General features: G+C 54.9%; 16 protein-coding genes and 1 pseudogene. 10 read left to right on the top strand and 7 right to left on the bottom strand.

What is annotated here, in order from left to right; translation table 11 throughout:
* Positions 1 to 83: 83 nt before the first annotated feature.
* The 3 genes from U9R80_RS04275 to U9R80_RS04285 all read right to left on the bottom strand — a co-directional run bounded on the left by U9R80_RS04275 (position 84) and on the right by U9R80_RS04285 (position 2,792).
* Positions 84 to 425, bottom strand: a complete 342-nt coding sequence (locus U9R80_RS04275) for a hypothetical protein (RefSeq protein WP_191832382.1) — start codon at positions 423 to 425, stop codon at positions 84 to 86.
* Positions 426 to 720: 295 nt separating this feature from the next.
* Positions 721 to 2,115 (bottom strand): heavy metal sensor histidine kinase, encoded by a 1,395-nt coding sequence (locus U9R80_RS04280; RefSeq protein ID WP_280043375.1) that lies wholly within the window; start codon positions 2,113 to 2,115, stop codon positions 721 to 723.
* Positions 2,115 to 2,792 (bottom strand): heavy metal response regulator transcription factor, encoded by a 678-nt coding sequence (locus tag U9R80_RS04285; protein ID WP_191832381.1) that lies wholly within the window; start codon positions 2,790 to 2,792, stop codon positions 2,115 to 2,117. The genes U9R80_RS04280 and U9R80_RS04285 overlap by 1 nt, the downstream gene beginning before the upstream one ends.
* Before the next feature lie 192 nt (positions 2,793 to 2,984).
* On the opposite strand from U9R80_RS04285, the gene U9R80_RS04290 reads away from it, so the two are divergent.
* From U9R80_RS04290 to U9R80_RS04320, 7 genes are all read left to right on the top strand, one after another.
* Positions 2,985 to 3,344, top strand: a complete 360-nt coding sequence (locus U9R80_RS04290) for a co-regulatory protein PtrA N-terminal domain-containing protein (RefSeq protein WP_301840765.1) — start codon at positions 2,985 to 2,987, stop codon at positions 3,342 to 3,344.
* A gap of 250 nt (positions 3,345 to 3,594) precedes the next feature.
* Positions 3,595 to 3,801 (top strand): co-regulatory protein PtrA N-terminal domain-containing protein, encoded by a 207-nt coding sequence (locus U9R80_RS04295; protein ID WP_191832379.1) that lies wholly within the window; start codon positions 3,595 to 3,597, stop codon positions 3,799 to 3,801.
* A gap of 186 nt (positions 3,802 to 3,987) precedes the next feature.
* Positions 3,988 to 5,898, top strand: a complete 1,911-nt coding sequence (locus U9R80_RS04300) for a copper resistance system multicopper oxidase (protein WP_324804805.1) — start codon at positions 3,988 to 3,990, stop codon at positions 5,896 to 5,898.
* 14 nt (positions 5,899 to 5,912) lie between these two features.
* Positions 5,913 to 6,242 (top strand): hypothetical protein, encoded by a 330-nt coding sequence (locus U9R80_RS04305; RefSeq protein WP_038614600.1) that lies wholly within the window; start codon positions 5,913 to 5,915, stop codon positions 6,240 to 6,242.
* Positions 6,232 to 7,311 (top strand): copper resistance protein B, encoded by a 1,080-nt coding sequence (locus U9R80_RS04310; protein WP_280042754.1) that lies wholly within the window; start codon positions 6,232 to 6,234, stop codon positions 7,309 to 7,311. Before U9R80_RS04305 ends, U9R80_RS04310 begins: the two co-directional genes overlap by 11 nt.
* A 9-nt stretch (positions 7,312 to 7,320) precedes the next feature.
* On the top strand, positions 7,321 to 8,112 hold the full coding sequence (locus U9R80_RS04315) for a c-type cytochrome (protein ID WP_280042751.1): 792 nt from the start codon (positions 7,321 to 7,323) through the stop codon (positions 8,110 to 8,112).
* Entirely contained in the window at positions 8,102 to 8,557 is a 456-nt protein-coding gene (locus U9R80_RS04320; RefSeq protein ID WP_191832375.1) for a DUF411 domain-containing protein, read from the top strand. The genes U9R80_RS04315 and U9R80_RS04320 overlap by 11 nt, the downstream gene beginning before the upstream one ends.
* 71 nt (positions 8,558 to 8,628) lie before the next feature.
* On the opposite strand, the gene U9R80_RS04325 is transcribed toward U9R80_RS04320, so the two are convergent.
* Positions 8,629 to 8,961 (bottom strand): DUF2790 domain-containing protein, encoded by a 333-nt coding sequence (locus tag U9R80_RS04325; protein WP_191832374.1) that lies wholly within the window; start codon positions 8,959 to 8,961, stop codon positions 8,629 to 8,631.
* Between the two features lie 107 nt (positions 8,962 to 9,068).
* On the opposite strand from U9R80_RS04325, the pseudogene U9R80_RS27280 reads away from it, so the two are divergent.
* Positions 9,069 to 9,167 (top strand): annotated as a pseudogene (locus U9R80_RS27280) (diguanylate cyclase domain-containing protein); the annotation flags it as partial.
* Positions 9,168 to 9,399: 232 nt separating this feature from the next.
* Here U9R80_RS27280 and U9R80_RS04330 read toward each other — a convergent pair.
* The 3 genes from U9R80_RS04330 to U9R80_RS04340 form a co-directional block, all read right to left on the bottom strand.
* On the bottom strand, positions 9,400 to 10,581 hold the full coding sequence (locus U9R80_RS04330; RefSeq protein ID WP_191832372.1) for a Fic family protein: 1,182 nt from the start codon (positions 10,579 to 10,581) through the stop codon (positions 9,400 to 9,402).
* Between the two features lie 279 nt (positions 10,582 to 10,860).
* A complete protein-coding gene (locus U9R80_RS04335; protein WP_191832371.1) occupies positions 10,861 to 11,517 on the bottom strand; it encodes a transmembrane anchor protein in 657 nt (218 codons plus the stop codon).
* A 12-nt stretch (positions 11,518 to 11,529) separates the two neighbouring features.
* Positions 11,530 to 12,267 carry a HupE/UreJ family protein gene (locus tag U9R80_RS04340; RefSeq protein WP_191832370.1) on the bottom strand — a complete coding sequence of 246 codons (738 nt, stop codon included), beginning with the start codon at positions 12,265 to 12,267 and terminating at the stop codon, positions 11,530 to 11,532.
* Positions 12,268 to 12,778: 511 nt separating this feature from the next.
* Between U9R80_RS04340 and U9R80_RS04345 the strand changes: the two genes are divergently transcribed.
* Positions 12,779 to 13,096 carry a metal-sensing transcriptional repressor gene (locus U9R80_RS04345; protein WP_191832369.1) on the top strand — a complete coding sequence of 106 codons (318 nt, stop codon included), beginning with the start codon at positions 12,779 to 12,781 and terminating at the stop codon, positions 13,094 to 13,096.
* Positions 13,097 to 13,103: 7 nt separating this feature from the next.
* Positions 13,104 to 14,240, top strand: a complete 1,137-nt coding sequence (locus tag U9R80_RS04350; protein ID WP_191832368.1) for a nickel/cobalt efflux protein RcnA — start codon at positions 13,104 to 13,106, stop codon at positions 14,238 to 14,240.
* Positions 14,241 to 14,243 lie beyond the last annotated feature (3 nt).

The following is a 14,243-nucleotide window of genomic DNA, read 5'->3' on the forward strand; positions in this document are numbered from 1 at the left end:
ATGAATCACCGCGCGCCTCTTCAGACATGCACGCAGGTATGCCATCGCATCAATGGCCGATGGGACTCAGTGTGGTACAGGAATCAGGCGCAGGGCGGTCGCCATACCCCTGAAAGGGGCTGCGTAGGTAGGAAATCGCCGAAGACGGACGTCACGACGGGGCTGGACAAGGTAACAGGAGGCTTGATGATCGAGACTTGCAGCATGCCGCCAGTCTTGCATTCCTGGCCCGGCTTGCAGGGCTTGCCGTGTTCGGCAGGGCTTTTCATATCGTTGCAGCAGTCCATGCCCATGTCGTCCATCATCGCCATGCCCATGGTCTTCATCGGGCAGGGTTCAGTCGGTGCCTCGATACCCGCCATCCCACTGAGGGGAAGCGCCAGGCTAACCAGGAAAATGAGGCAACACCGTATGTAGCGTTTCATGTTGGGGAGTCTAGTCGCTGCTCACGCACCGGACAATTACAAATCTCTTAGGAAGAGTGAACCGTTCCGAGTTTCGCAGACATCACAATGCCTCAGAATGAGGCCAACTAGGCGGTTCCATGAGCAGTCGGCTTTTTCCCGAAGAGTTCAAGATCCAGGCTGTAAATTGAGTGACTGAAAACTGTTACCCGTAGCAGACGAGGTGTCACGCTTGGCTGCACAGTGGTGACAAACGGGTCATGTGGGTGAGTGTTGGTGAAATTGGTTAGCGCAACATTGATGGCACAAGAGTTCGCTACCCGGCCGCTTCCTGTTGATCGGCGGGAAAAGCAAAGTGAAAGGCGGTCAAACCTTCAGATGAGGTGCACCAGACTCTACCTTTGTGTGCTTCTACAATGGAACGGGTGATCGCAAGACCGAGCCCTGCATTGTTGGGACCACCCTCCCGCCTCGCAGGGTCGGCACGGTAGAAACGATCAAAGATCTTGTTGATGTGCTGCGAATCAATTGTGGCTCCGCTATTTCGGATGGTGAGTGTCACCTGGTCTGCGGAATGCTGGATCTCCACCGCGATCTCCTTTCCTTCCGGCGTGTATCGCATGGCGTTCGAGAGGATATTGGAGACAGCTCGATCAATCATCAGACGGTCTCCAGTGATGATTCCCCTTCCATGAAGGCTTAGCCGTACTCCTCGATCCTCAGCCAGTAATTGGTAGTACTCGAAAAGCTTGGACACGAGATCTTCAAGTTTGATGTCGACCTGCTCAGGAATGATGAGCCCGTTGTCGGCCTTGGCGAGGAAGAGCATGTCATCGATCATGCGGGACATCCGCTTCAGGTCCTCCAGATTCGAGTACAGGTTCTCCTCATACGCGTCCAAATCGCGTTTCCTGGTCAGCACGACCTCGGTGTGCGTTAGCAGGTTACTCACCGGGGTTCTTAACTCGTGTGCGATGTCGGCCGAAAAGTTGGATAGGCGAACGAATGCGTCATCCAAGCGTGCGAGCATTCCGTTGAAGGACAAGATCAGTTCTTGAAGTTCAAGTGGCACAGGTTCCAGAGGGATGCGTTCTTGGAGTGACCTAGCAGACATGGACGTCGCAACCTTCGTGATCTGCTCGACGGGACGCAGCCCACTTTTCGCGACTAGCCAACCCAAGCCTGCGCTGACCAACGCGCTGATAACCAAACCGACTCCGAACCACCGTTGCAGGGTTTCAAAGAAATGCGCATGGCTGGTGATATCCAGCATCAGCATGACGGTGCCGGGGGCTAGGTCGCCTGGGATCTTGACGTGAGACGTGACGCCGCGGAAGTTATGGGATTCGTCCTGCCATTCCCACATGGTTTCTTTTTCAGCACGCTTGTAACGATCGGGGATCTGCACGGTTTTGAGATCTGAAAACAGTACAGCACCGTCTGAGTTGAGGATCTCCGCCGTCAGATCCTGGTGGGCGCCTAATAATGCGCTTAGTTGCGGTCGTAGCCCTTCAAGCCTTGCTCCCGGTGCCTGGATCGACAGGATGTGTCTTGTCGACTCCAGCTTCTCGAATAGCGCTTGTTCATCGAGCATTCGGAAGTGATGTTGGCTCAGCATGTTGAAGCTGATGCCTGCGACCGCCAGTACAGCGATGACCGCGAACATGATCATCAAGGTCAGACGTTTGACGAGTGAGGACTGTGACAGCATCACTCAGTTGTATCCATCATGTAGCCCATGCCTCGGGCTGTGTGAATGAGCTTCGGAGCAAAGTCGTCATCAATCTTTGCCCGCAGCCGCCGAATCGCCACCTCGATCACATTGGTGTCGCTGTCGAAATTCATGTCCCACACTTGGGATGCAATTAGGGATTTGGGCAGCACTTCACCGCGACGCCGCATCAGAAGCTCTAGAAGTGAAAACTCCTTTGCTGTCAGATCAATTCGCTTGCCGTTTCGAGTGGCACGCCGCTTGAGAAGGTCAACCTCAAGATCCGCCATTTTCATGGTGGTTTGAGCTGACGAGCTGATGCCCCGGCGCAGTAGCGTACGGACCCGAGCGAGTAGCTCTGAGAATGCGAATGGTTTTATGAGGTAATCGTCGGCCCCTAGCTCAAGGCCTTTCACTCTATCGTCTACGCCATCACGAGCCGTCAGGAACAAGACAGGGACGTCTTTACCTGCCGCGCGAACCATCCGCAGGACTTCCCAGCCATCTAGCCCCGGCATCATCACATCGAGAATCAGTAGGTCGTAGCTTTCGCTCAGTGCATGTTGAAGGGCGTCGGTACCCGAGAGGACACGATCAACAGTAAAACCTGCCTCTGCGAGGCCCTGCTGCAAGTAGGCTCCGGCTTTTGGCTCATCCTCAGCTACGAGTAGTTTCATGTGCTTTGACCCCAATGGTGTACATGTCCAGTTTGCAGCAAAAAAGCCGCCCAACCAGAACCTGACGCAAAAGTAATGTAGGCATCAGGCAGCTGTCAGGGAGTCCTGTCTACGGTCTGTTATGACAGGCATCGCAATCGTGCCTGCCGTTAGCGGTAGCAGTGACCCTGACAACCTGGTGGAGATCGTCCTGTGAAATCGCTCAAACCAGTGCTTCTTGCTACAGCTATGCTGCTGTCTTCAACTGTGTTCGCTGAAGGTGGAAGCGACCGTGCGCTCGAAAGAATCCAGTTACTTCGGGACCAGGCCGAGGCCGTACTGGTAAAAGCGGAGAAAGCTGACCTCGGCCAACGGCATGTACACATGAAAGAGCACATGGCCATGTTGCAGGACTTGATGAGCCAGCTGCATCAAGACCATCCCAAAGCAGGCATGACAAAGGATGAACATCTAGCGTGGATGGAGAAACACGACAAGATGGTGGATGAGGTCCTTGGTCAAATGGTCCGTGAGCACAAGCTAATGATGGCGGACAAGGAGTGTCATCCATAACCCCGAATTCACGGCCGTTCCCCTCTGCTCCTTTGGCCTAGCGGCGCCCAAACGGCGCCGTTTTTTTGGGGCCAGATTCAGTCATTTCGTTTCAGTCTCCGCAGCAGACGTTTGGCCGGGTGGAATGATCAGTCGCAAGAACCTGACAGAACTGTAATACCCAGCTCAGCTTTCTGAAAGCGCAGGCTAGCTAATGTGACCCTAAGCCTGAAGCCCTTGGGGCTCACCGTAACCCGCTGAGGCACAACTGATGAACTTGATCAAAACGCTCGTGATGATGGTCACCTTTGGCATGTCTAGCCTTGCTCTGGCTGAAGGCGGTGCCGACCGCATCTTTGCAAGGATGGAGGCAGCCCGGCAGACCTCCGTGAGTACGAATCAGCTTGCACAGCAGAAGAAGGACCAGGCGCCGGTAGCAGCTGAGATTCACAAACAAGCGAAGCATGAGAGCTGCTGAGTCGAGCTTACAGAAATGTAATCACTCGGGAATCTGTTATGTGGCAGTTTCAGATTGCTCTTTCCCACCGCGGCTTGTGCTTTCTGAAAAGTCTACAAGGCTTGTGGGAATCCTAAGGAAATCGGGACCTTCGACCTCGAACAGCCCGAATATCAGCGAATTACCTGACTGACTGGACACTACGGCATGCAAAGCAAAACCACGAGACGATCCTTCGTCAAAGGCCTGGCCGCTACTGGACTACTTGGTGGATTGGGCATGTGGCGCACGCCGGTCTGGGCCGTGACCAGCCCTGGCCAACCTAATGTGCTGACAGGCACCGATTTTGATCTGTACATCGGTGAGCTGCCGGTCAACATCACCGGAGCGGCTCGTACGGCAATGGCGATCAACGGCTCGCTGCCTGGACCAATTCTTCGGTGGCGCGAAGGTGACACTGTCACGCTCCGAGTTCGCAACCGCTTGAAGCAGGATACTTCCATCCATTGGCACGGCATCATCCTGCCGGCGAACATGGATGGTGTGCCTGGCCTGAGCTTCCATGGCATCGCACCTGATGGCATGTATGAGTACAAGTTCAAGGTCCATCAGAACGGGACCTACTGGTACCACAGCCATTCTGGGCTACAGGAACAAGTCGGGGTGTACGGTGCATTGGTCATCGATGCAAAGGAGCCCGAGCCGTTCACCTATGAACGGGATTACGTGGTCATGCTTAGCGACTGGACCGATGAGGACCCTGCCAGAGTTCTGTCCAAGCTCAAGAAGCAGTCGGACTATTACAACTACCACAAACGCACGGTTGGCGATTTCGTCAACGACGTAAGCGAGATGGGATGGTCAGCTGCCGTGGCGGACCGGAAAATGTGGGCTGAGATGAACATGAGCCCAACCGATCTGGCTGATGTGAGCGGCTATACCTACACCTATCTCATGAATGGCCACGCCCCGGGCAGCAACTGGACGGGCATCTTCAAGCCGGGCGAAAAGATCCGGTTGCGCTTTATCAACGCCTCGGCCATGACGTACTTCGATGTGCGGATTCCCGGTTTGAAAATGACTGTGGTCGCAGCCGACGGACAGCATGTCAAACCGGTGAAGGTCGATGAGTTTCGAATAGCGGTTGCAGAAACTTACGATGTAATCGTCGAGCCGGATGACGCGCAGGCTTATACCATTTTCGCGCAAACCATGGATCGCACAGGGTACTCCAGGGGCACATTGGCCGTACGTGAAGGTTTGCAAGCTCCCGTGCCAGCAGTTGATCCGCGTCCTCTCATCTCGATGAGCGATATGGGCATGGATCACGGCGATATGGGCGGAATGGATCACGGGTCAACGCAGGGCGGTATGCCTGGCATGGCCGGCATGGATCACAGCAAGATGGCTGGGATGGACCATAGCAGCATGGCCGGCATGGATCACAGCAAGATGGCTGGGATGGACCATAGCAGCATGGCCGGCATGGATCACAGCAAGATGGCTGGGATGGACCATAGCAGCATGGCCGGCATGGACCACAGCAAGATGGCCGACATGGATCACAGCAGCATGTCTGGAATGCGCGGAGCCATGCAGACTCACCCAGATTCGGAGACCAACAACCCCTTGGTCGACATGCAGACGATGTCGCCGACGCCTAAGTTGAGCGATCCAGGAATCGGACTGCGCAACAATGGACGCCGTGTCCTGACGTATGCGGATCTGCGAAGCACTTTCATTGATCCAGACGGCCGAGAGCCTGGTCGCACTATCGAACTACACCTCACCGGACATATGGAAAAGTTCTCATGGTCTTTTGATGGGATTAAGTTTTCTGATGCAGAGCCCCTGCGCCTCAAGTATGGCGAGCGTCTTCGCCTCACTTTGGTCAACGACACCATGATGACTCATCCCATCCATCTCCACGGCATGTGGAGCGACCTGGAGGACGAGGACGGTAACTTCATGGTGCGCAAACACACTATCGACATGCCTCCTGGCTCAAAACGAAGTTATCGCGTGACTGCCGATGCTTTAGGGCGATGGGCCTATCACTGCCACTTACTGCTCCACATGGAAATGGGCATGTTCCGAGAAGTCCGTGTGGACGAATAATCTGGAGATCTGAGATGAGCAAACCAATGAAACGTAGCGCCTTTTTCTTCTCTGCCGCCATGGTAGGTCTTCTGGCTGTTTATGCCCCTTCCTCGTGGTCCAGTGAAAATCATGAGCAACATACCCAGAAGTCTGCTGACGCCCCGAGTTCAGCTAAATCCAACGCCGGAACCAAGGGCGCACAGGGTAAGCAAGCCGAAGGAATGGATCATGGCTCTATGAAAGGCATGGACCATGGATCTATGAAGGGTATGGATCATGGGTCGATGGAAGGCATGGATCACAGCGAAATGATGGATTCGCACGGCGGCGACAAAGCTAAGGCAGGGAAAGATGACCAATAGGCTGGCACGACCATCGCTCTTGGCATTGGCTGTGTCCCTCAGCGCACTGAATGGTGCGCCTAGCTTTGCGGCTGAAGAAATGGACCATTCAGCGATGGGGCATGGGTCTATGCAAACGGATCCAGCCTCTTCACAAAGCGCGATGCAGGGAATGGACCACAGCCAGATGGGGGCAAGCAAGCAGCCGAAAAAGGCCACTTCTGTTGATCACAGCAAGATGGATCATAGCTCCATGCAGGGAAGCAAGGACTCCATGGACCATAGCAAGATGGGCCATGGGAGCATGGAAGGTATGGATCACGGAGCCATGGATCATTCGAAGATGGACCACGGTTCTGCTAATGCCCCCACGGCGACCAGTCGTACTCCGATTCCTGTACTGACTGATGCGGACCGAAACGCGGCGTTTCCTCCACTGGGCGGTCATGAAGTTCACGATAGCGGTATCAACAGCTTCTTCTTGTTGGATCAGCTTGAGTACCAGGACGCAGACGAAGGCAGCACGCTGGCTTGGGATGCTTCGGGATGGGTTGGGGGCGACATCAACCGGCTATGGATCCGTTCTGAGGGCGAGCGCACAAATGGCGTTACCGAGGATGCCGAGCTCCAGCTTTTATACGGGCGCTCAATCGGTCCTTGGTGGGATGTGGTTGCTGGGGTTCGCCAGGATTTCAAACCAGAATCTCCCCAGACATGGGCAGCTTTCGGTATTCAGGGCATGGCGCTGTACGAATTCGAAGCTGAAGCTACCGCTTTCATTGGTGAGAATGGTCAGAGCGCCGCACGGCTGGAAGGCGAATACGACATCCTCCTGACTAATCGCCTGATCCTGCAGCCTACCGCAGAAGCTAATTTCTATGGCAAAAACGATCCTGCGCGTGGCGTAGGTTCCGGTCTCGCCAACACCGAAGTTGGACTGCGCTTACGATATGAGCTCGTTCGCCAATTTGCACCCTACATAGGCGTCACCTGGAGCCGCTCCTACGGCAAAACTGCAGACCTGATTCGCGAAGAAGATGGGGATGTGGATGAAGCCCGATTCGTTGCTGGCATTCGGATGTGGTTTTGAGCACCTGACATGAAGAAAACAATTACAACGCTTGTGGCAGCAGGCGCCTTGGGTAGTGCGGCTGTTCTGGGGGTCGCGTATTTCGGCCTGGTCAACGTTGGTGCTGATGATCCTCACTTTCCGGCAGTCCATGCATTCCTCTCCATGGCGCGGGATCGCTCTATCGAGGTTCGCGCACGAGATATCGAGGTACCGAATCTAAAGGATGAAACCCTGATTCGTACTGGCGCCGGGAACTACAATGCCATGTGTATTGGCTGTCATCTCGCCCCAGGGGTTGATAAGACTGAGCTCAGCCAAGCACTGTATCCGTCTCCTCCCAACCTCACCAAGATTGGCCTAGACGATGGTCCCGCCGCTGCGTTCTGGACCATTAAACATGGTATCAAGGCCACCGGCATGCCTGCTTGGGGCAAGAGCATGGGTGATCAATATATCTGGGGCATTGTCGCATTTCTGGACCAACTACCGCAGATGAACGCTGAGCAGTACAAAGCGCTGGTAGCAACCAGTGGCGGGCACCAGCACGGCGGTGGGGAAAGTGAGATGCACAATCATGAAGGTCAGCATGGCGGGAATAAGCCTGGCCACCACAGCAAGCCTGCCTCCACAGGAGGCCATCACGATATGGGGCAAGCAGAGGCGCATCATTCACCTTCCGCTGATCCCGCCAGCGCCAAGCCTGACACCGACCATCACGGCGGTCATGACGCGGCCGAAGCTGATAGTGATCATCACTCCAAGCCGACTCCGAAGACTCATACGCACAGTGATGGAAAGGAGCATCCCCATGAAAGTTAAAAGCCGCTTCCTGAGGTTGACCGCCCTTGCTGCATTTCTCACGCTACCGCCAGTTTACGCAGCCGTGCCAACCGCGATCGATGTGCACCGAGATGCAAACTGCGGGTGCTGTACAAAGTGGGTTGCATACATGGAACAGAATGGTTTCAAGGTCATCGATCACGTTGAAACCGATATGAGTGCTGTAAAGCAGAATCTCGGGGTCGTGCCACGTTTAGCGTCCTGTCACACCGCAGTGATCGACGGAAAGTTTGTTGAGGGGCATGTCCCAGCTGAACAAGTTCGAGAGCTGGCAAAGCGAAGTGACCTGCTTGGCATTGCCGTGCCAGGGATGCCCGCAGGCTCTCCAGGGATGGAAGTGGATGGTGTTACGCATGCTTATCAGGTCATCGGCCTCACCAAGAGCGGAGGTGATGAAGTGGTTGCAGAATATCCAGGCCACTAACCCTTCCTTAGACCAATAAAAACGGCGCCTTGTAGGCGCCGTTTTTATTGTGGGGAGGGCATCCTGATCAGTCAACTCTGACCGCGGCAACCTATGCCGGCTGTGCGGTACTCAAGAATGTTGAGCTTTCCAGTCGAGTCTTCATAGGTCATTTGCGCCGGCATCACGTCACAGGTACCCCGGTTCGAGGTCATACTGATCACTTTCGCAATGTCGAGTTTCATCCCGTAGCGATAGTGGGTTACCTCTGGTGGTTTTTTTCCATTGGCAGCGGCATAAGCGCGCATAGCTTGTTCATTCGCCTGAATCATCTTTCCGTGCAATCGGTCGGATCCGCCCTCAGCCAATGCGGTCGAGGATGCGGTCAGGATCAGCAAAGCGGCAATTCCTTTAAAAATTCTCATGTTCATCACTCCTATTTGACGTGACTGAATCTTAAGGGAATGGACCTGTCGTTCGAATGATGGGCCGATTACATCTTCGTAAGTCGGGCTCAGGCATAGCTGAAGGGTACCCACATCACGCACAAGATACCGACAACCTTAGCAAGGCCGCTGATCAAGCCATGTACGAAGCCAAGCAGCGCGGCAGAAACGAAGTGATGCTGTTCAGCAGTGAGAGCTGATCTGCTCACCTGCGCCCAGATTGACATCCCTTCTCTGCCGGTAGCAATCAGCGCTCCGTTTCAGGGGGTGACTTAGGGAGGTCTGCTTTGGGGGTGGAAAGCAGTCGCTCATGATTGACCGCTCTCGACTCAGAAAGTGGGGCTCAAAGGGATCAGACTTGAGGTCAGAGGGGCGGCGGTGAGTAAGTCTCAGCTTATGACGTTCAAGGCCAATCGATTACCAGAGGGACGGGAACAGGAACTCGATAGAGTAAGGGGAGAGGCTTAGAGAAACCGACTTGAGTCCCTCCCATTTGATCAACCCCTCGTCGGCCATCTGCGAAAGAAGGGTTCGGGTTGTACTTTCGCTTAAGCCCATTTTGATTTGGATAGCGTCGTTCGACTGATCACCGTGGCACAGCAAATCCTTGTAGAGTTCGCAAGCCTTGATGCTGAACTCCGGCAACACCTCACCTTTTATGGTGTAGAAAGCTTCCTGATGCCGCTGTTGGAAGTAGTTGTCGATCCGCTGATTCAGCATCCGTGGTTCTAGTATGGAGCTGAAATAATTCACCTGATCGAGAGCGGTCTCGACGAAGTAGCGAGTGAATTTCAGCAACCCTGCATCGGAGAGCTCGCCACGTCCGTCGAAATCGCCTTTGCGAACATGGTCAGCAGCATTCAGCGCTGCATAGTACGCCTCGGCGTTGCGGCCGAAGCCACGGGACATTGACCACAAGTCTGAACCACCCAGACCACTGGCCTTGAGATACTGGTCGGTGAATAGGCGACCTGTGCGGCCATTACCATCCACGAATGGGTGAATCCACATCAGTCGGTGATGCGCAGCTGCAGCAGCCAGAATTGGTGAGATGCCGTGGTGCCGGTCCAACCGGTAGGCGGTTTCGAACCAATTCATGTAGGACATAAGTTTCTCGGCAGTTGGCGGGATGTGCTTGCCGACCCTAACACCCCGATCCCTGAACTGCCCCGGGACCATACGGATGCTCTCACCATCGTCGTTGACTTTCATGTCCAGTAGCACGTCGGGTATGCCTTTGTAGAGCTCCCGGTGCATACGTGCGACTGCGTCCCTGGTACAGATTAGCGAATCTGCGATCGGGTCATCCGCCAGGCGTTTCTGCGCTTCAATGTGGCATTTAATCTTCTCTAACTCATTTGCGACTTTGACGTCGGTTGGCATTTCATGGGTGCTTAACACGTCTGCCGGTAGAGCGGAGTTGCCCTCAATTTTGTTGCTGTAATACGAGTTTACCTTATGAAGATGCTCCATCAGAGGGAGCCGTAGCGGTGGGGGGACGTTGATGCGAAGTGCTGCGTCGAGCCGCATGATCTCAACGACCACATCCTGTAGGTCACCTGGGATACGGTCTTGAGTGATGAGGGGAGTAAGTGCCATTTGCCGGATGATTACTTTGTCGTAAGCCTAGGCTCTGTTCGAAAGAGATTTTGCAGACATTGTGAATCGCACGGATGGGGTGTGCTCACATACCAGACCGAAGGTCTCGAAATTCTGTAGATCCTATTCATTGTGGACAGGCGTAGCGATGGAGTCTATGAGTTCGAGAATAGGTCTTGCTCCCTGGGAGCAGCGCAGCTGGGAACTTCATAAGATTCTTTTCCTAAGGGAAGTGATGAAGCGCGCCCCAACGATTCGTTGGAGCGCGGTATCAGCGGGTTACTTTTTGACAGAGAGATAGTCGCCAGAGGTTTTCAACGAGACGGTCACCTCGCTGTTGGTGCGGTTACGCCAGAACCAACCATGGGTGCCGTCAAATAGAGCAGTGATCTCTCCTGTGTCGCCCTTTACCTGCTTGGCTTTGCTGTAGCTGTGGAAGTCGCCTTGGGCTGCGTTGTAGGTCTCTCCATGAGTGTCATGGTTGACCGGGCCAGTCGCGGTCCACTCGTAGCTGGCTGTACTGCCTTTGCGCATCTCCAGCTTGATTTCTCGGCCTTCGCCTGGCTTGAGCGTCAAGGTCATGTAGTCCGTTTTTGCCGCAGGTGCTGCTGTGGTGGGTTGTGCAGTCGGGGTGGCCATAGGCTGCACTTGAGCCACTGGTTGCGGCGCTGGGGCGACCACGGACGTGGAAATAGCAGCGGTTGGTTGTGGCGGCGCAGCATCGGCCAATGCCTCTTGCGCCAAGCTGATTTTCAGCTCACCCATTTGTGTCAGCCCCAAAGCTCGACCGACCCCAGTGGGATCAATGGCGTATTCCGAAGGCATCACCACCGTCACCAGCAGACCCAAGGCAGTTGCCAAAGCGATCACGGTGGAACGGACGAGCTGACGGCTGCTGGGCAGTTCACTTGCAGTTGGAAGCGGGGTATTGAACATAGTCAGAATTCCTTACGAGGAAACAAGCAGGCCGGTTAACTGGTAACCCATAAGTAGGAAGCCGGCACTCATCATGGCGACATTGGCGATGTAGGCATGGCGCCAGAAGCTGGCTGTCCGCCGCCAATAGCCGATCAGGATGAGAATGCTGCCAAGCGCCAACAGCTGACCGATTTCAACGCCAACGTTGAAGGCAATCAGATTGGGAATCAGGCCATCTGAAGAGATCTCGTACTCCTGGATCTTAGTCGCCAGGCCGAAACCATGCAGCAGGCCAAACACCAGCGTGGCTACCTTGGTGTTCGGCTGGAAGCCAAACCAGCGTTGAAACGCGCCCAGGTTGTCGAGCGCCTTGTACACCACGGAGAAACCGATGATGGCGTCGATGACATACGAGCTGATGTTGATTTCCGTGAGCACGCCTAGTAACAGGGTGACCGAATGCCCGGCGGCAAACAGCGTTACGTAGAGCCCGACATCCTTCATTCGGTACAGGAAGAAGATCACCCCGAACAGAAACAACAGGTGGTCGTACCCCGTCATCATGTGCTTGGCGCCCATGTAGATGAACGGCAAGAGCATCACGCCCGAGCTTTCCTGAATAAAGCCTTTATCCCCCTCGGCGACGGCATGAGCCAACGCCTCGGGCATGCCTAAACAAAGCGATGCGACAAGTAAAAAGAGCAGCAATAGCGGTCGATGTGGGCGCATAGCGAACACATCCCCGCCACTTGTTGGGTGCAAGTGCATGGATCAATCCTACGTTGCAATGATCTTGAGCCGCTGTGCGGCAATGGTCAGGAAGCAATCGGAGGACGGGGGGGGCGCTCGATCAGGAATATTGGAGATCGGGGAAGTGAATGCCCTGGTGCGGTGAGCCGCACGAGAGGCTTCTGCTGTGCACAAAGCTGCACCGTAGAGCTCAGCTGAGGGGTCTCGTGCTGGTGATCAGGGGTTAATGGCGAGTGGTAATGGTCGGAGCACTGTGTACAAGTTGATGCTCCATGGCTGTGATCATACTCAGCTCCTTGCACCACCTCTGCTACAGGATGTTTACCGGGCACTGACAACGTATAGGCATGCCCCGTCCACGCCGAGATAACGGCCAGAGCGAGAGCAAGAATCACCATCGTTGATAGAGAACGACTAAACATCACAGGTGCCTTTCAGGCCTATTCCAAAGAATCTGAAGCGTGCTTGAAGTATCCCCCCGGGGGGGATACGATGCCAGCGTAATTCATCGAAACCAGAGACTCAAGTCATGACTGAGCATGTGCACCTCGATGCCCATGACCACCCACATGGTCATACACATATCCATCAAAGCCACGAAGCGATCATCAAGCGCCTCAAGCGTGCGGACGGCCACTTGCGAAGCATCATTGCGATGATCGAGGAGGGCCGTGAGTGCGTCGACATCGCACAGCAGCTGCATGCGGTTGAAAAAGCGGTTTGCCAAGCCAAGCGGACGCTCATTCAGGATCACATCGACCACTGCCTGGAAGACACCGTCGTGGCATTGAGTAACGGGGATCGCTCATCGCTTGAAGAATTCAAGCAAATCACCAAGTACCTTTAGGTTCCCCATGCCGAACTTCGCAGATTTGCTACAGCAGGGTGGAGCCCACGCCTGGCTGTATTTTCCCAGTGCCATCTTGCTGGGTGCTCTCCACGGGCTTGAGCCTGGTCATTCCAAAACCATGATGGCTGCATTCATCGTTGCGATTCGTGGCTCTGTGAAGCAGGCAATCCTGTTGGGCCTTGCCGCCACGATTTCCCACACGCTGGTGGTCTGGCTGGTCGCAATCGGTGGCATGTACCTGGGTAAGGGGCTGGATGCTCAGACTACAGAGCCTTACTTCCAGCTCGCATCTTCTGCCCTGATCATTGTGATTGCCCTGTGGATGCTTTGGCGGACGTGGCGTGGCGAGCAGATGTTCAAGTTCGAGCAAGGCGATGATCACCATCATAGTGATCATGACCACGGGCTTCACGATGAGACTCACCGTATTGATACCGGCCATGGCCGGATCGAGCTTTCAATCTTCGAAGACGGTATGCCCCCGCACTGGAGGATGAAAGTGCTGAGTGGCCATGCCTGGCCGGCTGCTCAAGTTCTATTGACCACCACCAGGTCCGACGGGAAGAGCCAGCAATTCGCGTTTGTCGAGCGGGAAGGGTATCTCCAATCCACGGTTGATATTCCTGAACCCCATGAATTCAGCGCTCGGCTCAGTCTCGGGCATGCTGGCCATTCGCATGACTATGATCTCGATTACCGCGAGCACGATCATGGCCACATACATTCCGAGCGGGAGGGCTTGGAGCTGTCCGTCGATGACTACCAGGACGCGCATGAGCGTGCTCATGCCAACGACATCCGTAAGCGCTTTACCAATCGGGAAGTGACAACGGGGCAGATCATCATGTTTGGCCTGACCGGTGGCCTTATTCCATGCCCTGCAGCCATCACGGTATTGCTGCTCTGCCTCCAGGTTAAAGAAGTCGCACTTGGCGCCATATTGGTTCTGTGCTTCAGCATTGGCTTGGCGCTTACCCTAGTGGCAGTAGGGAGCGCAGCAGCGATTGGTGCAAGACAAGCGTCCAATCGCTGGCCATGGCTGGGTACCGTGGCGCGGCGTGCGCCCTACCTCTCCAGCGTCCTGATTATCGGTGTCGGCCTCTATGTAGGCTTCCATGGCTGGATCGGACTGAACAGCTGAGGG

Origin of the sequence: Pseudomonas sp. JQ170C, from assembly GCF_035581345.1 — a bacterium.
Classification (GTDB): Bacteria; Pseudomonadota; Gammaproteobacteria; order Pseudomonadales; family Pseudomonadaceae; genus Aquipseudomonas.